21 protein-coding genes are annotated in these 20,902 nt (G+C 71.9%); 3 read left to right on the forward strand and 18 right to left on the reverse strand.

Annotated elements, in window-relative coordinates:
* The 6 genes from ybeY to IEZ19_RS12340 form a co-directional block, all read right to left on the reverse strand.
* Entirely contained in the window at nt 1-498 is a 498-nt protein-coding gene (ybeY, locus tag IEZ19_RS12315) for an rRNA maturation RNase YbeY (protein ID WP_189311176.1), read from the reverse strand.
* A gap of 15 nt (nt 499-513) precedes the next feature.
* On the reverse strand, nt 514-1,581 hold the full coding sequence (locus IEZ19_RS12320; RefSeq protein WP_189311177.1) for a PhoH family protein: 1,068 nt from the start codon (nt 1,579-1,581) through the stop codon (nt 514-516).
* 285 nt (nt 1,582-1,866) lie between these two features.
* Nucleotides 1,867-3,024, reverse strand: a complete 1,158-nt coding sequence (locus tag IEZ19_RS12325; protein WP_189311178.1) for a carbohydrate kinase family protein — start codon at nt 3,022-3,024, stop codon at nt 1,867-1,869.
* Nucleotides 3,025-3,090: 66 nt separating this feature from the next.
* Entirely contained in the window at nt 3,091-3,249 is a 159-nt protein-coding gene (locus tag IEZ19_RS12330; protein WP_189311179.1) for a hypothetical protein, read from the reverse strand.
* A gap of 2 nt (nt 3,250-3,251) precedes the next feature.
* Nucleotides 3,252-4,541: a glucarate dehydratase family protein gene (locus tag IEZ19_RS12335; RefSeq protein WP_189311180.1), complete on the reverse strand. Its 1,290-nt coding sequence runs from the start codon at nt 4,539-4,541 to the stop codon at nt 3,252-3,254.
* The gene (locus IEZ19_RS12340) at nt 4,538-5,476 is read right to left on the reverse strand and encodes a 5-dehydro-4-deoxyglucarate dehydratase (RefSeq protein ID WP_229840241.1); all 939 of its coding nucleotides are present in this window, start codon (nt 5,474-5,476) and stop codon (nt 4,538-4,540) included. The genes IEZ19_RS12335 and IEZ19_RS12340 overlap by 4 nt, the downstream gene beginning before the upstream one ends.
* 105 nt (nt 5,477-5,581) lie before the next feature.
* Between IEZ19_RS12340 and IEZ19_RS12345 the strand changes: the two genes are divergently transcribed.
* Nucleotides 5,582-6,382 (forward strand): IclR family transcriptional regulator, encoded by an 801-nt coding sequence (locus IEZ19_RS12345; RefSeq protein WP_189311181.1) that lies wholly within the window; start codon nt 5,582-5,584, stop codon nt 6,380-6,382.
* On the opposite strand, the gene IEZ19_RS12350 is transcribed toward IEZ19_RS12345, so the two are convergent.
* From IEZ19_RS12350 to hrcA, 10 genes are all read right to left on the reverse strand, one after another.
* Nucleotides 6,383-7,375 carry an adenosine deaminase gene (locus tag IEZ19_RS12350; protein WP_189311182.1) on the reverse strand — a complete coding sequence of 331 codons (993 nt, stop codon included), beginning with the start codon at nt 7,373-7,375 and terminating at the stop codon, nt 6,383-6,385.
* A gap of 20 nt (nt 7,376-7,395) precedes the next feature.
* The gene (locus IEZ19_RS12355; RefSeq protein ID WP_189311183.1) at nt 7,396-8,301 is read right to left on the reverse strand and encodes a ribonuclease Z; all 906 of its coding nucleotides are present in this window, start codon (nt 8,299-8,301) and stop codon (nt 7,396-7,398) included.
* Between the two features lie 14 nt (nt 8,302-8,315).
* Nucleotides 8,316-8,669 (reverse strand): histidine triad nucleotide-binding protein, encoded by a 354-nt coding sequence (locus tag IEZ19_RS12360; protein ID WP_189311184.1) that lies wholly within the window; start codon nt 8,667-8,669, stop codon nt 8,316-8,318.
* 133 nt (nt 8,670-8,802) lie between these two features.
* Entirely contained in the window at nt 8,803-12,057 is a 3,255-nt protein-coding gene (locus IEZ19_RS12365) for a S41 family peptidase (RefSeq protein ID WP_189311272.1), read from the reverse strand.
* 60 nt (nt 12,058-12,117) lie between these two features.
* A complete protein-coding gene (locus IEZ19_RS12370; protein WP_189311185.1) occupies nt 12,118-12,627 on the reverse strand; it encodes a hypothetical protein in 510 nt (169 codons plus the stop codon).
* 153 nt (nt 12,628-12,780) lie between these two features.
* Nucleotides 12,781-13,173: a VOC family protein gene (locus tag IEZ19_RS12375; protein ID WP_189311186.1), complete on the reverse strand. Its 393-nt coding sequence runs from the start codon at nt 13,171-13,173 to the stop codon at nt 12,781-12,783.
* 33 nt (nt 13,174-13,206) lie between these two features.
* Complete coding sequence (locus IEZ19_RS12380; RefSeq protein WP_189311187.1) at nt 13,207-13,947, reverse strand: 16S rRNA (uracil(1498)-N(3))-methyltransferase; 741 nt, start codon at nt 13,945-13,947, stop codon at nt 13,207-13,209.
* Nucleotides 13,944-15,020: a nitronate monooxygenase gene (locus IEZ19_RS12385; protein WP_189311188.1), complete on the reverse strand. Its 1,077-nt coding sequence runs from the start codon at nt 15,018-15,020 to the stop codon at nt 13,944-13,946. Before IEZ19_RS12385 ends, IEZ19_RS12380 begins: the two co-directional genes overlap by 4 nt.
* 100 nt (nt 15,021-15,120) lie before the next feature.
* Entirely contained in the window at nt 15,121-16,260 is a 1,140-nt protein-coding gene (gene dnaJ / locus IEZ19_RS12390) for a molecular chaperone DnaJ (protein ID WP_189311189.1), read from the reverse strand.
* Nucleotides 16,261-17,277, reverse strand: coding sequence for a heat-inducible transcriptional repressor HrcA (gene hrcA, locus IEZ19_RS12395; protein WP_189311190.1), 1,017 nt, complete (start codon nt 17,275-17,277; stop codon nt 16,261-16,263).
* Between the two features lie 149 nt (nt 17,278-17,426).
* On the opposite strand from hrcA, the gene IEZ19_RS12400 reads away from it, so the two are divergent.
* Both IEZ19_RS12400 and IEZ19_RS12405 read left to right on the forward strand, forming a co-directional pair.
* Entirely contained in the window at nt 17,427-18,149 is a 723-nt protein-coding gene (locus IEZ19_RS12400) for an MBL fold metallo-hydrolase (RefSeq protein WP_189311191.1), read from the forward strand.
* A gap of 34 nt (nt 18,150-18,183) precedes the next feature.
* Nucleotides 18,184-18,996: a DUF3097 domain-containing protein gene (locus IEZ19_RS12405; RefSeq protein WP_189311192.1), complete on the forward strand. Its 813-nt coding sequence runs from the start codon at nt 18,184-18,186 to the stop codon at nt 18,994-18,996.
* On the opposite strand, the gene IEZ19_RS12410 is transcribed toward IEZ19_RS12405, so the two are convergent.
* Both IEZ19_RS12410 and hemW read right to left on the reverse strand, forming a co-directional pair.
* The gene (locus tag IEZ19_RS12410; RefSeq protein WP_189311193.1) at nt 18,974-19,570 is read right to left on the reverse strand and encodes a Uma2 family endonuclease; all 597 of its coding nucleotides are present in this window, start codon (nt 19,568-19,570) and stop codon (nt 18,974-18,976) included. The two genes, IEZ19_RS12405 and IEZ19_RS12410, sit on opposite strands and share 23 nt — an antisense overlap.
* A gap of 82 nt (nt 19,571-19,652) precedes the next feature.
* The gene (hemW, locus tag IEZ19_RS12415; protein ID WP_189311194.1) at nt 19,653-20,885 is read right to left on the reverse strand and encodes a radical SAM family heme chaperone HemW; all 1,233 of its coding nucleotides are present in this window, start codon (nt 20,883-20,885) and stop codon (nt 19,653-19,655) included.
* Between the last annotated feature and the right edge of the window lie 17 nt (nt 20,886-20,902).

The following is a 20,902-nucleotide window of genomic DNA, read 5'->3' on the forward strand; positions in this document are numbered from 1 at the left end:
CTACGAGACCGTCGGCGCCGGGGACGGACCGGTCAGGCCCTTCTCCGCCCGCCAGCCGTCCACGATGGCGGCCTGGAGGCCGAACATCTCGGCCTTCTCGTCCGGTTCCTCGTGGTCGTAGCCGAGCAGGTGCAGCACACCGTGGACGGTGAGCAGTTGGAGCTCCTCGTCCATGGTGTGCTGCGTCGGCGCCTCGGCGCCCTGCTTGGCGGCGACCTCGGGGCACAGCACGATGTCGCCGAGCAGCCCCTGCGGCGGCTCGTCGTCGTCCTTGGCGGGCGGGCGCAGCTCGTCCATCGGGAAGGACATGACGTCGGTCGGCCCGGGCAGGTCCATCCACTGGATGTGCAGCTGCTCCATGGCGTCGGCGTCCACGACGATCACCGAGAGCTCGGAGAGGGGGTGGATGCGCATCCGCGCGAGCGCGTAGCGGGCGATGTCGAGGATCGCCTGCTCGTCGACCTCGGTTCCGGACTCGTTGTTGACGTCGATCGACATGGTGGCGCCGTGTCTCTACTTCCCCTTGTGCCCGGACCTGCCCCGGCCGCCCTTGTGGGTGCCGTTCTCGGTGCCGTGCGTGCTGTCGTACTTCTCGTACGCGTCGACGATACGGCCCACCAGCTTGTGCCGTACGACATCGTGGGAGGAGAGGCGGGAGAAGTGGACGTCGTCGAGGCCCTCCAGGATGTCCTGCACCTGCCGGAGGCCGGACTTGGTGCCGTTCGGCAGGTCGACCTGGGTCACGTCACCGGTGATGACGATCTTCGAGTCGAAGCCGAGGCGGGTGAGGAACATCTTCATCTGCTCGGGGCTCGTGTTCTGGGCCTCGTCCAGGATGATGAAGGCGTCGTTGAGCGTACGGCCGCGCATGTAGGCCAGCGGCGCGACCTCGATCGTGCCCGCCGCCATCAGGCGCGGGATGGAGTCGGGGTCGAGCATGTCGTGCAGCGCGTCGTACAGCGGGCGCAGATAGGGGTCGATCTTCTCGTAGAGCGTGCCGGGCAGGAAGCCCAGGCGCTCGCCGGCCTCGACCGCGGGACGGGTCAGGATGATGCGGTTGACCTGCTTGGACTGCAGGGCCTGCACCGCCTTGGCCATGGCGAGATAGGTCTTGCCGGTGCCCGCGGGGCCGATGCCGAAGACGATCGTGTGCTTGTCGATCGCGTCGACGTACCGCTTCTGGTTGAGGGTCTTGGGGCGGATCGTGCGGCCGCGCGAGGAAAGGATGTTCTGCGTCAGAACCTCGGCCGGGGTTTCCGCCGGGCCCTCCCCGTCCTCACTCGCCCGCAGCATCGCGATCGAGCGTTCCACTGCGTCCTCCGTCATCGGCTGTCCGGTGCGGAGCACCAGCATCATCTCGTCGAACAGGCGCTGGACGAGCGCGACTTCACCCGGCTCGCCGACCGCGCTGATCTCATTGCCCCGGACATGGATGTCGGCCGCCGGGAAGGCCTTCTCGATCACGCGCAGGAGGGAATCGCCGGATCCCAGGACGGTGACCATCGGGTGCTGTGCGGGGACCGTGAACTGTGCTCTCGCCTGCCCCTGCGCGGGGGTGTGAGCTGTGGGTGTCTGAGTCATGGGCCGGCGCTTAAGGCCTGCGGTTCCTCCTCGTCACGGCCGCGTAGCTGAGGGCGGCCTCGCGATTCAAGGGTACGACGGTGCACCGACAACGCCGTAGGCCTTTTCCGTATGCTCACGGCATCACGCGCCACACCCGTGACGGGCTCCGGCCGCCTCGGACGGAACGCCGGCAGCCTGCACCGCTCGGCGGGCGCCCAGGGCGGGCCCGCTCCAGCAGCACCACACACCGCTCACCGACCACCCCGCAGCCGAACGCCACACCCGCGAAGAAACCCCCACAGCCTACGCCGAACGCCGGAAGCCGATCGTCGGCACCGCCCGGCGCAGTGGCCAGGGCCGTGCCGGTTCCTCCGGGACCAGACGCTCAAGAAAGGCGTACCGGCGCAGGGCGGCCGGGTCCTGGCCCGGCACGGACTGCACCCTGCGCCACCACGCGCCGATCTCGGTCCAGCCGGGGGCCGACAGGGAGCCGCCGAACTCCTGGACGGACAGCGCGGCGGTGAGCCCGGCGAAGGCCAGCCGGTCCGCCAGCGGCCAGTCGGCGAGGGTGCCGGTGACGAAGCCCGCGACGAACACGTCCCCGGCGCCGGTCGGGTCGAGGGCCTCCACGGCGATGGCGGGGACCTCGGCGGTCTCGCCGGTGCGGCGGTCGACGGCGTAGGCGCCCTCGGAGCCGAGGGTGACCACGGCGAGCGGCACGTACTCGGTCAGGGCGTGGGCGGCGGCGCGCGGGGAGTCGGCGCTGGTGTAGCGCATGGCCTCCGTCGCGTTCGGCAGGAACGCCTCGCAGTGTTCGAGGTCGGCGAGTCCCGACAGGTCCCACGCGCCCGTGTCGTCCCAGCCGACGTCGGCGAAGATACGCGCGCCCTTGCGGGCGGCCTGGGCGATCCAGGGAGCGCGCCGGCCAGGGGTCAGGGAGGCGACGGCGGCCCGCGCGCACGGCGGGCACTCCGGGCCCCCGTCCTCGCCGAAAACGGCCTCCATGGGCGGCTCGTGGCCGTGGGAGACCATCGTGCGCTCACCCTCGTACGCCATGGAGACGGTGACCGGGGAGTGCCAGTCGGGCACCGTGCGCGACGGGGACAGGTCGATGCCCTCCCCCCGGGCGAGCGCGTCCCAGCAGTACTCGCCGTAGTGGTCGTCGCCGAAGGCCGCCGCCAGGGACGTCCTCAGTCCCAGCCGGGCCAGCGCGGCGGCCATGTTCGCCACACCGCCCGGGCTCGACCCCATCCCGCGTGCCCAGGACTCGGTCCCGCGCACCGGGGCGGAGTCGAGCCCGGTGAAGATGATGTCCAGGAAGACCGTTCCCGTGAGGTAGACGTCCCAGGGCGGATCGTCCGGCGTGCGCAGGCCCGCCAGCGGGTCGACATGGGTCTGACAGACAGCTGCCTCGGCGACGTACTCCGGTTCCTCTCCGGCGAACGCTTTGGACGCGGTCACGGTGCGCTCCCTGACGTGGTACGGATCTGGCCAGTCTGCACCACACCACGCACAGTGAGCGTCCGCTCACGTCGAACGGCCCCGTACTCCGAGTTCGGGCCGCTGACCCAGCCGGCGGCGATCGCGAACAGCCACGGGAACCGCGGCCGGCAGTCCCACCTGGAAGCGGTAGGCGACGAGGCCGAGGACGACGGAGAACACGCCCTCGACGAAGAAGCCCGTCATACCTACCAGCGCGGCACCGGAGGAGTGGTCCAGTCGGGGTCGGCGACGCGCATCGCGGCCGCGTCGTCGCGGTCCTTCAGCGTGCCGTCGTCGTCGAGCCACCTCCGGTGCAGGAAGCGCAGCTTGTCGTGGTCGAGTTCGACGCCCAGGCCGGGGAGATCGGAGACGGCGACCTTGCCGCTCTCGAACGTCATGCGCTCGGTGAGGACGTCCTCCGACTGCCAGGGGTAGTGGGAGTCGCAGGCGTGGTGGAGGTTCGGGACCGTGGACGCGACGTGGGTCATCGCGGCCAGGCTGATCCCCAGGTGGGTGTTGGAGTGCATGGAGACGCCGACGCCGAACGTGCGGCAGATGGCGGCCAGTTGCTGAGTGTTGCGCAGCCCGCCCCAGTAGTGGTGGTCGGAGAGGACGACCTGGACGGCGTCGCGCGTGAACGCCTCCTTGATCTCGGCGAACGTCGTCACGCACATGTTGGTGGCCAGCGGAACGCCGGTCCGCGCGGCCACCTCCGCCATGGCGGGCGTGCCGAGCGCCGGGTCCTCCAGGTACTCGAGGACGTCACCCAGTTCCTCGGCGACCTTGAGCGAGGTCTCGACGGACCAGGCACCGTTGGGGTCCAGGCGCAGCGGGTGCCCGGGGAACGCCTCGGCGAGGGCGCGTACCGCGGCGATCTCCTCCTCGGGCGCGAAGACACCGCCCTTGAGCTTGAAGGACGTGAAGCCGTAGCGCTCCTTGAACTTCCGCGCCTGCTCGACGACTCCGGCCGGGTCGACGGCCGCGCCCCAGTCGTCCTTCTCGCAAGGCACGCCCTCCGGATGGCCGGCCCACCTGTAGAAGAGGTACGCGCTGTACTCGACCGCGTCGCGCACCTTGCCGCCGAGCAGTGTGTGCACGGGCAGGCCGAGCGCCTTGCCGAGGGCGTCGAGGCAGGCGACCTCGAAGCCGGAGACGACGGACAGCCGCAGCTTGTCGGCGGTCTGCACGCCGCGCAGCCCGCCGACGTCGACCTGACCGGAGACCCGGGAGGCGTCCACGGCCACCTCGTCCGCGACGCCGAACAGCCCGTTGAGATCGCTTGCCTGACGCCCCTTCAGCTTCTCCGCGAACGGCTGCGCCAGCTCCAGGTACTTGGTGTCGCCGTACGTCTCGCCGATGCCCGTGATCCCGTCCGCCGTCTCGACCTCGATGATCAGACGGGGGGTGTACGGCTGGTGGACGCCCTGCGTGTTCAGCAGCGGCGGGTCGGCGACCAGGATCGGCGTCAGGCGGACGCTCTCGATCGTGAGGTTCACAGGGCGGCTCCAACGAGGTCGAGTCCGGTGGCGAGCAGGGTCTTCAGGTCGGCGACATCGGCGGGCGAGGGTTCGGTGAGCGGGGCGCGCACGGGTCCCACCGGGCGGCCGCGCAGCCGGGCCGCCGCCTTCACCAGCGAGACGGCGTATCCCGGTACACGGTCGCGCAGTTCGACGAAGGGGACGTAGAAGGAGCGCAGCAGCTTGTCGACCGTCCCGTGGTCGTCGCCGTGCAGGGCGGCGAAGAAGGCGTTCGCGATCTCGGGCGCGAAGGCGTGGACGGCGGAGGAGTAGGCGGGGACACCGACGGTGGCGTAGGCGCGGGCCTGGATCTCGGCGGTGGCGGCTCCGTTGAAGAACAGGAAGCCCTCGGGCGCGGCGAGCGTCAGCCGCTGCAGCCGGTCGAGGTCGCTGTGGCCGTCCTTGAGGCCGATGACGTTCGGGATGCGCGCGATACGCCGCAACGAGTCGGCGGTGAAGGCGACTTGGCCGCGCTGGTAGACGATGAGCGGCAGCCGGGTGCGGGCGGCCAGTTCCTCGAGCTGCCCGACGAGCCCGTCCTGGGGTGCGGCGATGAGGTAGTGCGGCAGGACGAGCAGCGCGTCGGCGCCGGCCTCCTCGGCGATCCGGGCGAAGCGGGCGGCCTGCGCCCAGCCGTACCCGGTGCCGGCGACGACGGGCACACGGCCGGCGGCCTGCTCGACGGTGACCTCGACGACTCGCCGGTACTCTCCCTCGTCCAGCGAGAAGAACTCGCCGGTGCCGCAGGCCGGGAAGACGGCGCCCGGTGCGGTGGCGATCTGCGCCGCGACATGGGCGCGGAAGCCGTCGGGGTCGAGGGAGCCGTCCGCGTGGAAGGCGGTGAGCGGGAACGACAGCACGCCGTCCGCCATCCCGTCGCGCAGCCGCCGCGCCACATCCGTATGGAGCGTCACCCTTCGTCCATCTCCCGATGTAGACATCATCTACGTATGGAGACAGAGATTAGATACACGAACAGAAGGCGTCAACGGTGCGGTCGCCCCGATTACGATCGCCACATGTCGGAGACAGGGGGCGCGACAGCGGGCGTCCGTGAGGTGAAGTCCGCGGCGCGCACGGTGGAGCTGCTGGAACTGCTCGCCGAACGCGGCGACCGCCCGGCACGGCTGCAGGAACTGGCGGACGAACTCGGGGTGCCACGCAGCTCGATGTACGCGCTGCTGCAGACCCTGATCTCCCGCGGCTGGGTCCGCACCGACGCCACCGGCTCGCTCTACGGCATCGGCATCCACGCGCTGCTGACCGGCACCAGCTACCTCGACTCGGACCCGCGCGTACACGTCGTACGCCCGTATCTCGACGAGGCGTCCCAGGCACTGGGCGAGACGATCCACCTGGGACGGCTCGACGGATGGTCCGTGGCGTACCTGGCGACGCGGGAGTCGCACGAATATCTGCGGACGATCAGCCGGGTGGGGCGGCGGCTGCCGGCGCACGTGGGCGCGCTGGGCAAGGCCCTGCTGGCCGAACGCCCCGACGCCGACCTGCCCGACGGGCCGTACGAGGCCCGGACGCCCCACACGCACACGACCCGCGCGGCGCTGGCGGCCGACCTCGCCGCCACCCGCTCCCGCGGCTATTCGATCGACCGCGAGGAGGGCGTCCTTGGCATCGTCGGCTTCGGCTTCGCCCTGCGCTACGACGCACCGGCGCTGGACGCCATCAGCTGCTCGGTACCGGTGGCCCGGCTGACGCCGGAGCACGAGGAGCAGATCGTCACGGTGATGCGGGAGACGAGACGCAAGATCGAGACGACGGCGCCTTCCGGGGGAGCGCCGCACTGGCGTCAGGCCGGCTGATCAACCGAAGTCGTACGCCTCGACCTCGGCCAGGTACCGAGCCCTCCGCTCCTCGTCGTCCGCCAGGAACGCCGCCAGGAACGAGTTCCGCGCCAGCTCGCGCAGCCGCTGCTCGTCGAGGCCCAGCGCCGAGCGCACTGCCGTGAAGTTGTCGTCGACGTAGCCGCCGAAGTACGCCGGGTCGTCTGAGTTGACCGTGCACAGCAGGCCCGCGTCGAGCATGGCGGGCAGGGGGTGGTCGGCCAGCGTGTCGACGGCGCGCAGCCGGACGTTGGACAGCGGGCACAAGGTCAGCGGCACCCGCTCGCGGACCAGCCGGGCGACCAGCTCCGGGTCCTCCATGCAGCGCAGCCCGTGGTCGATCCGCTCGACACCGAGCAGGTCCAGGGAGTCGGTGATGTACTGCGGCGGCCCCTCCTCGCCCGCGTGCGCCACGCGCCGCAGGCCCAGCGCGGCCGCGGCCTCGTACACCTCACGGAACTTGACCGGCGGGTGCCCGACCTCGGCGGAGTCGAGGCCGACGCCGGTGATGCGGTCGAGGTAGGGTCTGGCCGCCTCCAGGGTCTCCCGTGCCGAGTCGGCGGACTCGTCACGCAGGAAGCACATGATCAGCCGCGTGGAGACACCGTGGTTCTCCTCGCTGCTGCCGAGGGCCGCCCACAGCCCCTCCACGACCGTGCCCAGCGCCACACCCCGGGCGATGTGGGCCTGCGGGTCGAAGAAGATCTCCGCGTGCCGCACGCCCTGCGCCGCGGCGCGGGCGAGGTAGGCGTTCGCGAGGTCCTCGAAGTCCCGCTCGGTGCGCAGGACGGCCATCAGTCCGTAGTACAGGTTCAGGAAGGACTGGAGGTCCGAGAAGCGGTACGCCTCACGGAGCGCGTCCGTGTCGGCGTACGGCAGCTCGACCCCGTTGCGCGCGGCCAGCGCGAACGCCAGCTCGGGCTCGAGGGTACCTTCGATGTGGAGGTGCAGTTCCGCTTTGGGGAGGGGCATCAAAGCATCGTACGGCCGTTTCACCTGCGCTTCGGGACCGGCACCGTCTGCAGGTCGTGCGCCAGGGTCAGCTCCCCCTCGAAGCCGGCGGCCCGCGCCTGTCGCTCGCACACCTCCGGCTCGGAGTAGCGCTGGCTGAAGTGGGTGAGCACCAGGTGGCGCACGCCGGCCTCATGGGCGACCCGGCCCGCCTGACCGGCCGTCAGATGCCCGGAGTCTTCGGCGAGTTCCGCGTCCTCGTCCTGGAACGTGGACTCGATGACGAGCATGTCGCAGCCCTCCGCGAGGGCGTACACCCCGTCGCACAGCCGGGTGTCCATGACGAACGCGAACCGCTGGCCGTACCGAGGCTCGCTGACGTCGTCCAGTGTCACGTCGCCGAGGACGCCCTCGCGCTGGATCCGGCCCACGTCCGGTCCCTCGATCCCGTGCGCGGCGAGCCGCTCGGGGAGCATGCGGCGCCCGTCGGGCTCGACGAGCCGGTAGCCGTACGCCTCGACGGGATGCGACAGCTTGTGGGTCCGGAGCGTGTACGCCGGGGTCACCACGAGGTCGCCGTCCCGGTCCACGGGGGCCTCGATGATCTCGACCGACTCGTGGTAGGCGCTCGCGTACCGCAGCCGGTCGAAGAAGCGCTGACCCGAGCGCGGGTAGTGGGCCGTGACGGAGTGGGGCACCCGGTTCAGGTTGATGCCCTGGATGACACCGGGCAGGCCCAGCGAGTGGTCCCCGTGGAAGTGCGTGACGCAGATCCGGTTCAGGTCGTGGGCGGCGACGCCGGCGCGCAGCATCTGGCGCTGTGTGCCCTCGCCGGGGTCGAAGAGGATGCCCTCGCCGTCCCAGCGCAGCAGATAGCCGTTGTGGTTGCGGTGCCGGGTGGGGACCTGGCTGGCGGTGCCGAGGACCACCAGTTCACGTGCGGACACGGTGACTCACCGGCCTACCCGGGGGGCCACTGCATGCCGCGGCCGCCGAGGACGTGGGCGTGGGCGTGCCAGACGGTCTGGCCCGCGCCGCTGCCGGTGTTGAAGACCATGCGGTAGCTCTCGAGCTTGTCCTCGTCGGCGACCGCCTTGGCCTCGCGCAGTATGTCGGCGGCGACGGCCGGTTCGGCGGCGGCGAGTTCGGCGGCGTCCCTGTAGTGCACCCTGGGGATCACCAGGACGTGGGTGGGCGCCTGGGGGTTGATGTCCCGGAAGGCGACGGTGGTCTCCGTCTCACGGACGATCGTCGCCGGGACGTGCCCCGCGACGATCTTGCAGAACAGACAGTCGTCCTGCGGCTCCCCTGGCATAGGTGTGCCTCCTCGCTCCGGTGATCTCGTACGGGTGCATGGTAGCGAGGGTGCCGGAAACCAGCCCGTCCGGCGCTTGAGGACGAGGCCGTTCAGGCCGAAACGGGGGTCCGGGACGGCAGCCCCCGGACGGTCAGGGCAGCTGCGGCGGCACCTTCGCGGGCGTGTTCTCCAGCGAGGCCAGCGCCAGCGCCACCGCCTCGTCCAGCTGAGGGTCCCGGCCCGCCGCCCAGTCCTGCGGGCGCTGCGGCACCTCCACGTCCGGGTCCACCCCGTGGTTCTCCACCCCCCAGTCGTAACCCTCCAGCCAGAACGCGTACTTGGGCTGGGTGACGAGCGTGTCGTCGACCAGGTGGTAGCGGTTGTCGATGCCGATGACGCCGCCCCACGTGCGTGTGCCGACGACGGGGCCGATGCCGAGCGCGCGTATCGCCGCGTTGACGATGTCGCCGTCCGAGCCGGAGAACTCGTTGGCGACTGCGACCACGGGGCCGCGGGGCGCGTCGTGCGGGTAGCTGTACGGGCGTAGGCCGCGCGGTACGACCCAGCCGACGATCCTGCGGGCCAGCTTCTCCACGACGAGCTGGGACGTGTGGCCGCCCCGGTTCTCGCGGACGTCGACGACAAGGCCCTCCCGGGCCACCTCGACCCGCAGGTCCCGGTGGATCTGCGCCCAGCCGGGGGCCTGCATGTCGGGCACGTGGAGGTAGCCGAGCCGGCCGCCGGAGCGTTCGTGGACGTAGGCGCGGCGGTCGGCGACCCATGCGTGGTAGCGCAGCGGCTCCTCGTCGGCGATCGGGACCACGACCGCGTGGCGCAGGTCGCCGCCGCCGGACGGTGAGACGGTCAGCTCGACGGCGTGTCCCGCCGTGCCGACGAGGAGGGGGCCGGGGCCGGTCACGGGGTCGACCGGGAGGCCGCCGACGGCGACGATCGAGTCCCCGGCGCGCACAGCGACGCCGGGCGCGGCGAGCGGGGAGCGGGCGGCGGGGTCGGACGTCTCCGAGGGCAGGACCCGGTCGATGCGCCAACTGCCGTCCGGATGGCGGGAGATGTCGGCGCCGAGCAACCCCTGCCGGGCGCCGGAGCCGTGTCCGCCGCGCGGGACGACGTAGGCGTGCGAGGTGCCGAGTTCGCCCTGCACCTCCCACAGCAGGTCGATGAGGTCGTCGTGGGTGGCGACGCGGTCGAGCACGGGGCGGTAGCGGTCGAGGACGCCGTCCCAGTCGACCCCGCTGAGGTCGGGCCGCCAGAACTGGTCCCGCATGATGCGGCCGGTCTCCTCGTACATCTGCCGCCACTCGGCCGCCGGGTCGACGGTCTGCCGTACCCGGGAGAGGTCGACCGTGACGCTGGTGTCGCCGTCGTCGTCGGAGGAGGCGCGCCGGTCGCTGGGGACGACCCGCAGGCGCTCGTCGGTCCACAGCAGGACGCGTTTGCCGTCCCCGCTGACCTCGAAGTGGTCGGCGTCGGCGGCGAGGTGCTCGACTCTCTGCTGGACCAGGTCGTAGCGCTCCAGCTCGGTCTTGGGGTCCGGGTCCTCGGGGGTGGCGCGGGAGGCGCCGAGGACGCCCCGCACGGGGTGCCGCAGCCACAGCACGCCGTCCTTCGCGGCCCGCAGGTTGGAGTAGCGGGCGGCCTCGACCGGGAAGGGCACGATCCGGTCGGCGAGACCCTCCAGGTCGATACGGGTGACCGGGGTGCCCTCGCTGTCGGGGGTCTCGTCGCGGTCCGGGGTCTCGAAGGGCCGGCCGTGCCGCTGCGGGCCGAACGGCGAGGGCGTGGTCGCGGCGAGGGTGATGAGGTGCGGACGGTCACCGACGACGAAGGCCAGGTCGAAGACGTGCTCGTCGTAGACCGGATCGAAGGAGCGGGTCGACAGGAAGGCGAGGTGCTTGCCGTCGAGTGTGAAGGCGGGCGCGTAGTCCTGGAAGCGCAGCGGGGTCGCCTCGGTGACCGTCAGGTCGGTGGTGTGGGCGATGCGCAGCTGGGAGAGGGGGCGCGGGCCGGGGTGCGACCAGGCGAGCCAGGCCGAGTCGGGCGAGAAGGCGAGGCCGGACACCTCGCCGTCGGCGCTGCGGTCGACCTCGCGCACCTCGCCGGTCTCCCGCTCGACGAGCAGCAGCCGTCCGTCGTGCGCGGCGACGGCGGCGCGGCTGCCGTCGGGCGCCATGGCCAGTTCGAGGACCCGGCCGAGCCGGCCGACGGCGAGCCGGCGCGGGATGGCGCCCGGGGCCGGGCCGGTCGCCGGGGCGAACTCCAGGGCGTCCTCGCCCTCGGCGTCCGTCACCCACACCACCCAGTCCTCGCCGTCGGCACGGAAGGCGCGCGGCAGCCGGGCGCGTACGCCGGGCCGGGCGGCCAGCGCGCGGGCGGGCCCGGAGCGATGGGTGACCCAGTGAACGGCGCCGCGCACGGAGACGGCGCTGCCGCGCGCGGTGTGGTCGGGGGACGCCTCGCCGAGCCAGCGGGAGGCGTGCACAGGGTAGGGCTGAAGGTCGACGCGGGGCCCGCCGAGCCGTATGTCGAGGCGCCGGGGCTCGGCGCCCTCCAGGTCGTCGAGCAGCCACAGTTCACCGGCACTGGCGTAGACGACCCGGTGGCCGTCGGTGGCCGCGTGCCGGGCGTAGAAACCTTCCCCGCTCTCGGCTCCGCCCGAGCGGGAGGTACCCCCGAGAGGGGTGTGGCGGCGCAGGTCGGAGCCGTCGGCGAGGGAGGAGTAGAAGGCTCCCGTGCCCTCGTGGTCGGAGAGGAAGCCGATCCGCTCCCCCACCCACACCGGGTACTCGAGGTTCCCGTCCAGCTCCTGGTGCAGCCGTACGAACTCGCCGTCGCCCTGGGCGTCGATCCACAACTTGCCCGCCGTACCGCCCCGGTAGCGCTTCCACCAGGCGGCCTCGCGGCCCATCGGCGCGGACAGCAGGACGGTGGACGGGCCGAACGCCACGTCCCCGACGGGTCCGTACGGCAGCGTCGTCGCCGGACCGCCGTCCAGCGGGACGGCCCGGGCCCAGGTGCGGCGCAGGCTGGGCTGGCCCTGGGTGCTGAGCGCGAGGACCTCGCCGCCGGGGGTCCAGCCGCGCACCTGGGTACGCCAACTGCCCCAGTGCGTCAGCCGCTTGGCGGGGCCTCCGGTGACGGGGGCGATGTGCACCTCGGGGGCGCCGTCGCGGGTGGAGGTCCAGGCGACGGTCGTGCCGTCGGGCGAGATCCGGGGCAGGGTCACCGGAACGTTGTCGGCGCTGACCCGCCAGGCCCGGCCCCCCTCCAGCGGTGCGAGCCAGACGTCGTCCTCGGCGGTGAAGGCGACCAGGTCGCCGTGCAGATGGGGGAATCGGAGGTAGGAAGAGGGACCTGCTGAACCTGTGGAAGCCGCGGAACCCGCCATCGTGGACTCAGTCACCCGATCACCATAAACATCGCGCGACCTCGGCGGACCCGGTTCCGATCACTTCCCCGAGACGGGCCAGCAGGTGGGGTCGCCCTTGCACCAGATGGTCCGGGTGACGGTGACCGTGGGAGCGGGCCGCTGCCCGCCCGAGGGGCGGTGGGTGACGGGTGGTGCGTACACGGGAGTTGGCGTGGCGTCGCAGTTGCCCAGCCCACTGACGTGGAACCACATCTTGCCGCCCACCCGGCCGGTGAGGTCGCCGCGCACACACGCGCCGTCCACGGCCCGGGTGATCTTGCCCTTGACGGTGATCTTCCGGTTGTCGGTGGTCTGCCCCTGGCAGTCGACGGAGACGGCGGTGGTCTCGGCGGGCGAGGGTGTCTTGCCGGGTGTGTAGGCCTTGCTGCCGTAGGTGCCGGTGCAGCTGAGCCAGCGGACGTCGACGTTCCGTCGTTCGAACTCGGCCGTCGCCGTCTTGTCGGTCGTGTAGGCGACGGTCGCCGAGCCCAGGCCGCCCGGCTCGCACGCCACGACCGTCCCCACGGTGAGCACCGCCAGCCCCGCCATGGCCGCCGCACGCGTCCCCCGCGGACGGCGCCGAATCCACCTCAATGCCCCCATGCAGGGCAGCCTGCCACCGCGGCGGACGTGGCGGTAGGGCACAAACGGCCACTCAAGTGTTCGTGCACGTCACGCTCGCGGGGCACTCCGGACGGGCCGTCAGGTACGCAGGAGCAGCCACTCCTGGAGCTCCACGAGGTTGCCCTCCGGGTCCTTGAGATGGGCGACCCGCATCCGGTCGGTCATGGCGGCCGGGCCGTGGATCAGCTCGGCACCGCGGGAGGTGATCTGCTCGCAGTACGTGTCGAGGTCGTCGACCCGCAGCACGACCAGCGAGCGGTGTCCCGTCGCCGTGTCGCCGAGTTCGCCCAGCACCTCCGCCATCATCGCGCGGGCCTGCAGGGCTATCCCGGCGGACCCGACGTGCGGACTGAACTTCTCGTACGGCCCCTCGACCGCCCCGGACTGCGGCTTGAGGCCGAGGACCTCGGCGTAGAAGCGGTAGCAGGCGGCGAAGTCGGTGACGAGCAGCCGTATCCGGGCGAGTTCCACGGTGTTCCCCCGGTGTCAGGACCAACCTCGGTGTCAGGACCAGCGGCCGGTGCGCCCGAGGAGCAGGGCCGCGGCGACGGTCCCGGCCGTCGACGTACGCAGCACCGTACGCCCCAGCACGTACGCCCGCGCACCCGCCTCTTCGAAGAGCGCCAACTCCTCGGGGGAGACACCGCCTTCGGGGCCGACGACGAGCACGATCTCGCCCTCGGCGGGCAGTTCGGCGGTGGCGAGCGGGGTGTCGCCGCTCTCGTGGAGCACGGCGGCGAAGTCGGCTTCGGCGAGAAGCGCGGCAACCTGCTTGCTCGTCGCCGCGTCCGCGACCTCGGGAAAGCGGACCCGGCGGGACTGCTTGCCGGCCTCGCGGGCGGTGGCCCGCCACTTGCCGAGCGCCTTGAGGCCGCGGTCGCCCTTCCACTGGGTGATGCAGCGGGCGGCCTGCCACGGCACGATCGCGTCGACGCCGACCTCGGTCATGGTCTCGACGGCCACCTCCCCGCGGTCGCCCTTGGGCAGGGCCTGGACGACGGTGATCCGGGGGGACTCCGGCGGCTCCTCGGCCACCGACGTCAGACGGACGATCAGCCGGTCCTTGCCCTCGGTGGCGACCACCTCGCCCTCCGCCCAGCGCCCGGCGCCGTCGGTGAGGACGACCTCTTCCCCGGGCTGCAGCCGCTTCACGGAGACCGCGTGCCGCCCTTCGGGGCCGTCGAGGACGTACTGTCCCCCGCGCCCCGCGTCGAAGGTCTCGACGACGAAGACCGGCGCCGTCATCGCGGCCCGCCCCCGGTCGACAACGCTGTCCGGGCGTCGGCGAGTTCGGCGGCCAGCACCTCCACCAGCTGTCCCGCGGGCAGGTCCCGGGCCATCCTGTGTCCCTGGCCCGCCCACAGCGCCATGCCCTGTGCGTCGGCGCCCTTGGCGGCGGCCTTGCGCAGCGGCGACGTCAGGTGGTGGACCTCGGGGTAGGCGGCGGGGGCGTACGGGCCGTGCTCGCGCATGAAGCGGTTGACCAGACCCCGGGCGGGCCGGCCGGAGAAGGCACGGGTCAGCGCCGTACGCGAGAACAGCGGGTTGGTCAGCGCCTGCTTGTGCACGTCGGCGGCGCCGGACTCGGGGGTGACGAGGAACGCGGTGCCGAGCTGGGCCGCGCTCGCGCCCGCCGCGAGGACGGCGGCGATCTGGCTGCCGCGCATGATGCCGCCGGCGGCGACGACCGGGATGTCCACGGTCTCGCGGACCTGGGCGACGAGGGAGAGCAGGCCGAGGCCCGAGTCGTCGTTCTCCGCGTTGTCGCGGTGGGTGCCCTGGTGGCCGCCGGCCTCCACGCCCTGCGCGATCACCGCGTCGGCGCCGGCCCGCGCCACGGCGAGGGCCTCCTCGGCGGTGGTGGCGGTGACCAGGACGGAGGTGCCGACACGGTGGAGGGAGTCGATGACCTCGCGGCTGGGGACGCCGAAGTGGAAGGAGACCACCGGGACCGGGTCCTCGACGAGTACGGCGAGCTTGGCGTCGTAGCCGTCGTCGCGGCCGCTGTCCGGGTCGCCGAGGTCGGTCTCGTACCAGGCGGCCTCGCCGGCCAGCTGGTGCGCGTACACCTCGACGGCCGCGCGGTCGGCGTATTCGGGCTGCGGCATGAAGAGGTTCACCCCGAAGGGGCGGCCGGTGAGCCCCCGCAGCTGCTTGATCTCCTGGTACATGCCGTCGGCGGTCTTGTACCCGGCGGCGAGGAAGCCGAGGCCGCCCGCCTCGGAGACGGCGGCGGCGAGCTGCGGGACGGAGACACCGCCCGCCATCGGGGCCTGCACGATCGGATGTGGGAAGAGATCGGTCAGTGCGGAGGACATGACGGCATGTTGTCACGTCCCCCGAACAAGTCCGAATCCACCCTTCCGTTGGCATAGGCCACCGGCATGGAGCGCTGATCAACGAGCCGGGTTGCCCGTGTCAGCGCCCGTTGAACGCATCCTTCAACCGCGAGAACAGGCCCTGCTGCCCGGGCTGGAACTGGCCCTGCGGCCGTTCCTCGCCGCGGAGCTTGGCCAGCTCGCGCAGGAGGCGTTCCTGTTCGGGGTCGAGCTTCGTCGGGGTCAGGACCTCGACGTGGACGATGAGGTCGCCCCGGCCGCCGCCGCGCAGGTGCGTGACGCCCCGGCCGTGCAGCGGGATCGACTGGCCGGACTGGGTGCCCGGGCGGATGTCGACCTCCTCGAGGCCGTCAAGCGTCTCCAGCGGGACCTTCGTGCCGAGAGACGCCGCCGTCATCGGGATCGTGACCGTGCAGTGCAGGTCGTCACCGCGCCGCTGGAACGTCGGGTGCGGCAGTTCGTGGATCTCGACGTACAGGTCACCGGCCGGACCGCCGCCCGGCCCGACCTCGCCCTCGCCGGCCAGCTGGATGCGCGTGCCGTTGTCGACACCGGCCGGGATCTTGACCGTCAGGGTGCGGCGGGAGCGGACCCGGCCGTCGCCCGCGCACTCCGGGCACGGGTTCGGCACGACGGTGCCGAAGCCCTGGCACTGCGGGCAGGGGCGCGAGGTCATGACCTGGCCCAGGAAGGACCGGGTCACCTGCGACACCTCACCGCGACCGCGGCACATGTCACACGTCTGGGCGGTCGTGCCCGGCGCCGCACCCTCACCGTTGCAGGTGTTGCAGACGACCGCCGTGTCGACCTGGATGTCCTTGGTCGTGCCGAAGGCCGCCTCGTCCAGCTCGACCTCGAGCCGGATCATGGCGTCCTGGCCCCGGCGCGTGCGCGAGCGCGGCCCGCGCTGCGACGCCGTACCGAAGAACGCGTCCATGATGTCGGAGAAGTTGCCGAAGCCACCGGCCCCGAAGCCGCCGCCCGCGCCGGCGCCGCCGGACTGCGAGAGCGGGTCGCCGCCGAGGTCGTAGACCTGCTTCTTCTGCGGGTCCGACAGCACCTCGTAGGCGGCGTTGATCTCCTTGAACCGCTCCTGGGTCTTCGGGTCCGGATTCACGTCCGGGTGCAGCTCGCGCGCGAGCCGCCGGAAGGCCTTCTTGATCTCTTCCTGCGACGCGTCGCGGCGCACGCCGAGAACGGCGTAGTAGTCCGTGGCCACTTACGACTCCGCCAGGATCTGTCCGACGTACCGTGCCACTGCGCGTACCGCTCCCATCGTTCCCGGGTAATCCATGCGGGTCGGTCCGACCACGCCGAGCTTGGCGACTGCCTCGCCGCCCGAACCGTAGCCGACCGACACCACCGACGTGGAGTTGAGTCCCTCATAGGCGTTCTCGTGACCGATCTTTACGGTCATGCCCGAATCCCCGGCCTCCCCGAGCAACTTGAGGAGCACGACCTGCTCCTCCAGCGCCTCCAGGACGGGCCGGATCGTGAGGGGAAAGTCATGTGCGAAGCGGGTGAGATTGGCGGTGCCGCCGATCATCAGCCGCTCCTCGTTGTCCTCGACGAGCGTCTCCAGCAGCGTGGAGAGCACCGTCGAGACCGTGCCGCGGTCCTCGGCCTCGAAGGCCTCCGGCAGATCCTCCACCAGGCGGGGGACGTCCGTGAAGCGACGTCCCGCGACCCGGCTGTTGAGCCGCGCCCGCAGATCCGCCAGGGACGTCTCGCCGAACGGCGCCGGGCAGTCCACCATCCGCTGCTCGACCCGGCCGGTGTCCGTGATCAGCACGAGCATCACGCGCGCCGGGGCGAGCGAGAGGAGTTCCACGTGCCGCACGGTCGAGCGGGTCAGGGACGGGTACTGCACGACGGCGACCTGCCGGGTGAGCTGCGCGAGCAGCCGTACCGTACGGGCCACGACGTCGTCGAGGTCGACGGCGCCGTCCAGGAAGTTCTGGATGGCGCGCCGCTCGGGGCCGGTCATCGGCTTGACGCCGGCGAGCTTGTCGACGAACAGCCGGTAGCCCTTGTCGGTGGGGATGCGCCCGGCGCTGGTGTGCGGCTGGGCGATGAACCCCTCGTCCTCGAGGGCCGCCATGTCGTTGCGGACGGTCGCCGGGGAGACGCCGAGGTTGTGCCGCTCGGTGAGCGCCTTCGATCCCACCGGCTCCTCGGTGCCGACGTAGTCCTGGACGATGGCGCGCAACACCTGGAGCCTGCGTTCACTCAGCATCGCGCACACCTCCAGAAGTCGTCCCCTTGGCGCCTTTCCTGGCACTCTGTGCGTGCGAGTGCCAGCCTTACCGGCCCAGTGTACGGCCGCGGGGTACGGCACGGGCAAGGCTGGTCCCGCGCGGTGACCGTCACGGCTAGCGTCGCCGTATGACGGTGACTTGGGAAGAGCTGGGGTGGGAGCGGGTGGCCGCCGGGGTCGGGCGGTGCCGGCTGCCGGGCTGGGACTGCACGGCCGGGCTGGTCCTCGGCGAGGGTACAGCGCTCGTGGTGGACGCCGGGTCGAGTCTGGCCGAAGGCGCCCGGCTGCGGGCGTGGGCGGAGGAACTGTCCGGCCACGGTGTGACGCACGTCGCGCTCACCCATCCCCACTTCGACCATGTCTTCGGGGCGGCGGCGTTCCCGGACGCGGAGGTGTACGCGGCGGTGGGGGTGGACGCGGTGTTCGCGTACGAGCGCGGGGAGTTGCGCGCGGACGCCGTCCGCAACGGTCTGGCCGCGGACCTGGCCGACGAGGCGGCGGCCGCCCTGGCGCCGCCCCGCCACCTGGTCTCCGGCGAGTGGACGCTGGACCTGGGCGGCGGCCGGCAGGTGCTGCTGGCCGACGTGGGCCCGGGTCACACGGCCGACGACCTGGCGGTGCTGGTGCCGGGCGACCCGAAGGTGGTGTTCTGCGGCGACCTGGTCGAGGAGTCGGGCGAGCCGCAGGCGGGTCCCGACGCCGTGCCGTCGCGCTGGCCCGCGGCCCTCGACCGGCTCCTCGCGCTGGGCGGCACGGACGCGCTGTACGTGCCTGGTCACGGAGCGCTGGTCGACGCGCATTTCGTACGGGCGCAACGGGACGCGCTGGCGGCGCGTTTCGGCGTGTCGTGATCGCGGGGCCGCGCTTTCTCCTATCGTCATCCGAATGCGCCAGTACTCTCCGGACCTGACCCCGCCGTGGAAGAAGCCCGAGCCCGTGCCGGAGGTCCCGGCCGAACCCGGTCTGGTGGTGGAGGAGCCCGGCACCGGCTTCTGCGGCGCGGTGATCCGCTGCGAGGCCGGCACGGTCACCCTGGAGGACCGCTTCGGCAAGCACCGGGTGTTCCCGCTCGAGCCACGTGGCTTCCTGCTGGAGGGCCGCGCGGTCACGCTCGTACGCCCGTCGTCGGGTGCTCCGCCACGACCGGCCCGCACGGCCTCCGGCTCGGTCGCCGTCCCCGGCGCCCGCGCGCGCGTGGCCCGCGCCGGACGCATCTACGTCGAGGGCCGGCACGACGCGGAACTGGTCGAGAAGGTGTGGGGCGACGACCTGCGCATCGAGGGCGTGGTGGTGGAGTACCTGGAGGGCGTGGACGACCTGCCCGCCATCGTGTCGTCCTTCGCGCCGGGTCCGGACGCCCGGCTGGGCGTCCTGGTGGACCACCTGGTGCCGGGCACGAAGGAGTGGCGGATCGCGCAGTCGGTGACGAGCGGACACGCGCTGGTGGTCGGCCATCCGTACATCGACATCTGGGAGGCGGTGAAGCCGTCGTCCCTGGGGATCGCGGGGTGGCCGCGTGTGCCTCGCGGCCAGGACTGGAAGACGGGGGTGTGCCGGACGCTGGGATGGCCGGAAAACACCGGTGCGGCCTGGCAGGGGATCCTGGCGCGGGTGCGGTCCTACAAGGACTTGGAGCCGGAACTGCTGGGGAGGGTGGAGGAGCTGATCGACTTCGTCACGGGTAGCGGTGAGGCCTGACGCCGGCGAACGTTCCGAATTCACTCGTATCCAGTTCGAGGCCCAGAATCTCCAGCGGCAGCGAATTGCCGAACTTGGTGATCTCCTGGCTCAGATAGTCGGCGTCCTCACCATCACCCGCTGGCTTCGTCAGCAGGACACACTTCGCCATGATCGGGTCGAGGACGAGGTATGCAGGCACTCTTCCCGCCGCGTAGATCGACCGTTTGACCACGTAGTCCTGGTGGACGCTGGACTTGGACGAGACCTCGACGACCATCGTGACCAGTCGGCACGGCAACGGGCGCCCCGACCCGGGCACGACGTCGCGTTCCACGACCACCAAGTCCGGCACCGGCTCGCTGGCCTCGCCGACGATGTCGACGTCCATGGTCTGGAGTCGGGCAAAGTACTGCCGCGGGATCTGGTCCTGCACATCGGCGACGATCAGGTTGTGCACGATGTCAGGACTGGCCGTCATCACGACTACCCCACGGAGAAGCTCGGCCTTGACCCCCTCGGGAGGCTCGAACTCCTCGAAGTACTTGGTCATCCCGCGCTCGTCCACAGCGGTCAGCTCCGTGGCCCTCCACATCCGCCGCGTACTTTTGGCGGCAGCCTGTGAACCAGGTTAGGGACCGAACCGGCGCTCCGCAGTGATTCACTCCGCCGGGTGATCAGTCGACCAGGTCCCTGACCACCGCGTCCGCCAGCAGCCGCCCGCGCAGGGTCAGCACCGCACGTCCCTCGCCGTAAGGGCCGGTCTCCAGCAGGCCCTCCCCCAGGGCACGGCGGGAGGCGGCGAGGCCGGCGGGGTGCAGCAGGTCCAGCGGGGCACCTTCCCGCAGCCGCAGCTCCAGCAGGATCCGCTCCACCCGCCGGTCCTCCCCCAAGAGGAGTTCGCGGCCCGCGCCCGGTGTTCGGCCCGACGCCAGCGCCGCCGCGTACGCCCCCGGGTGCTTCACGTTCCACCAGCGCACCCCGCCCACGTGGGAGTGGGCGCCCGGGCCCGCGCCCCACCAGTCCGCGCCTCGCCAGTACAGCTCGTTGTGTAGGCAGCGGGCGGCTTCGGAGGTGGCCCAGTTGGAGACCTCGTACCAGTCGAAGCCCGCCGCCGACAGCACTTCCTCCGCGATCAGGTAGCGGTCCGCGTGGACGTCGTCGTCCGTCATCGGGATCTCGCCCCGGCGGATGCGGCGCGCGAGCTGTGTGCCCTCCTCGACGATCAGGGCGTACGCCGAGATGTGGTCCGGTCCCGCGCCGAGCGCGGCGTCCAGGGAGGCGCGCCAGTCGTCGTCCGACTCGCCGGGCGTGCCGTAGATCAGGTCCAGGTTCACGTGCTCGAAGCCCGCTGCCCGTGCCTCCGCCACGCACGCCTGCGGGCGCCCCGGGGTGTGGGTGCGGTCGAGCACGCGCAGCACGTGCTGCCGCGCGCTCTGCATGCCGAAGGAGACCCGGTTGAAGCCGCCCTCCCGCAGCGCCGCCAGATACGCCGGGTCGACCGACTCCGGGTTGGCCTCCGTCGTGACCTCCGCGTCCGCCGCCAGGCCGAACTCGTCGCGGATCGCGCCCAGCATCCGTACGAGGTCGGCGGCGGCCAGCAGCGTCGGCGTCCCGCCCCCGACGAAGACCGTGCGGACCTCGCGCGGGTCGTCGCCGAGCACCTTGCGGGCCAGCCGGATCTCGTCGATCAGGGTGTCCGCGTAGTTGTCCCGGGAGGCGAGGACGCCGCCGGTGCCGCGCAGCTCCGTGGCGGTGTATGTGTTGAAGTCGCAGTAACCGCAGCGGGTCGCGCAGTACGGGACGTGGAGGTAGAAGCCGAGGGGGCGCCCGGCGGCCCCGGCGAGCGCGGACGCGGGCAGCGCGCCGTCGGCGGGGACGGGCTCGCCGTCGGGGAGTGCGGAAGGCATGTCCTCCATTGTCCCGC

Source organism: Streptomyces brasiliensis (genome assembly GCF_014647875.1).
GTDB classification, from domain to species: Bacteria; Actinomycetota; Actinomycetes; order Streptomycetales; family Streptomycetaceae; genus Streptomyces; species Streptomyces brasiliensis.

Excerpts from the sequence above, each read along its gene's own strand:
- hrcA (WP_189311190.1), bottom strand. The coding sequence starts at position 17,277 with ATGCTGAGTGAACGCAGGCTCCAGGTGTTGCGCGCCATCGTCCAGGAC.
- IEZ19_RS12330 (WP_189311179.1), bottom strand. The coding sequence starts at position 3,249 with ATGACGGGCTTCTTCGTCGAGGGCGTGTTCTCCGTCGTCCTCGGCCTC.
- IEZ19_RS12365 (WP_189311272.1), bottom strand. The coding sequence starts at position 12,057 with ATGGCGGGTTCCGCGGCTTCCACAGGTTCAGCAGGTCCCTCTTCCTAC.
- IEZ19_RS12350 (WP_189311182.1), bottom strand. The coding sequence starts at position 7,375 with ATGCCCCTCCCCAAAGCGGAACTGCACCTCCACATCGAAGGTACCCTC.
- hemW (WP_189311194.1), bottom strand. The coding sequence starts at position 20,885 with ATGCCTTCCGCACTCCCCGACGGCGAGCCCGTCCCCGCCGACGGCGCG.
- IEZ19_RS12410 (WP_189311193.1), bottom strand. The coding sequence starts at position 19,570 with ATGTGGAGGGCCACGGAGCTGACCGCTGTGGACGAGCGCGGGATGACC.
- ybeY (WP_189311176.1), bottom strand. The coding sequence starts at position 498 with ATGTCGATCGACGTCAACAACGAGTCCGGAACCGAGGTCGACGAGCAG.
- IEZ19_RS12320 (WP_189311177.1), bottom strand. The coding sequence starts at position 1,581 with ATGACTCAGACACCCACAGCTCACACCCCCGCGCAGGGGCAGGCGAGA.
- IEZ19_RS12405 (WP_189311192.1), top strand. The coding sequence starts at position 18,184 with ATGCGCCAGTACTCTCCGGACCTGACCCCGCCGTGGAAGAAGCCCGAG.
- IEZ19_RS12385 (WP_189311188.1), bottom strand. The coding sequence starts at position 15,020 with ATGTCCTCCGCACTGACCGATCTCTTCCCACATCCGATCGTGCAGGCC.
- IEZ19_RS12345 (WP_189311181.1), top strand. The coding sequence starts at position 5,582 with ATGTCGGAGACAGGGGGCGCGACAGCGGGCGTCCGTGAGGTGAAGTCC.
- IEZ19_RS12370 (WP_189311185.1), bottom strand. The coding sequence starts at position 12,627 with ATGGCGGGGCTGGCGGTGCTCACCGTGGGGACGGTCGTGGCGTGCGAG.
- IEZ19_RS12380 (WP_189311187.1), bottom strand. The coding sequence starts at position 13,947 with ATGACGGCGCCGGTCTTCGTCGTCGAGACCTTCGACGCGGGGCGCGGG.
- IEZ19_RS12360 (WP_189311184.1), bottom strand. The coding sequence starts at position 8,669 with ATGCCAGGGGAGCCGCAGGACGACTGTCTGTTCTGCAAGATCGTCGCG.
- IEZ19_RS12400 (WP_189311191.1), top strand. The coding sequence starts at position 17,427 with ATGACGGTGACTTGGGAAGAGCTGGGGTGGGAGCGGGTGGCCGCCGGG.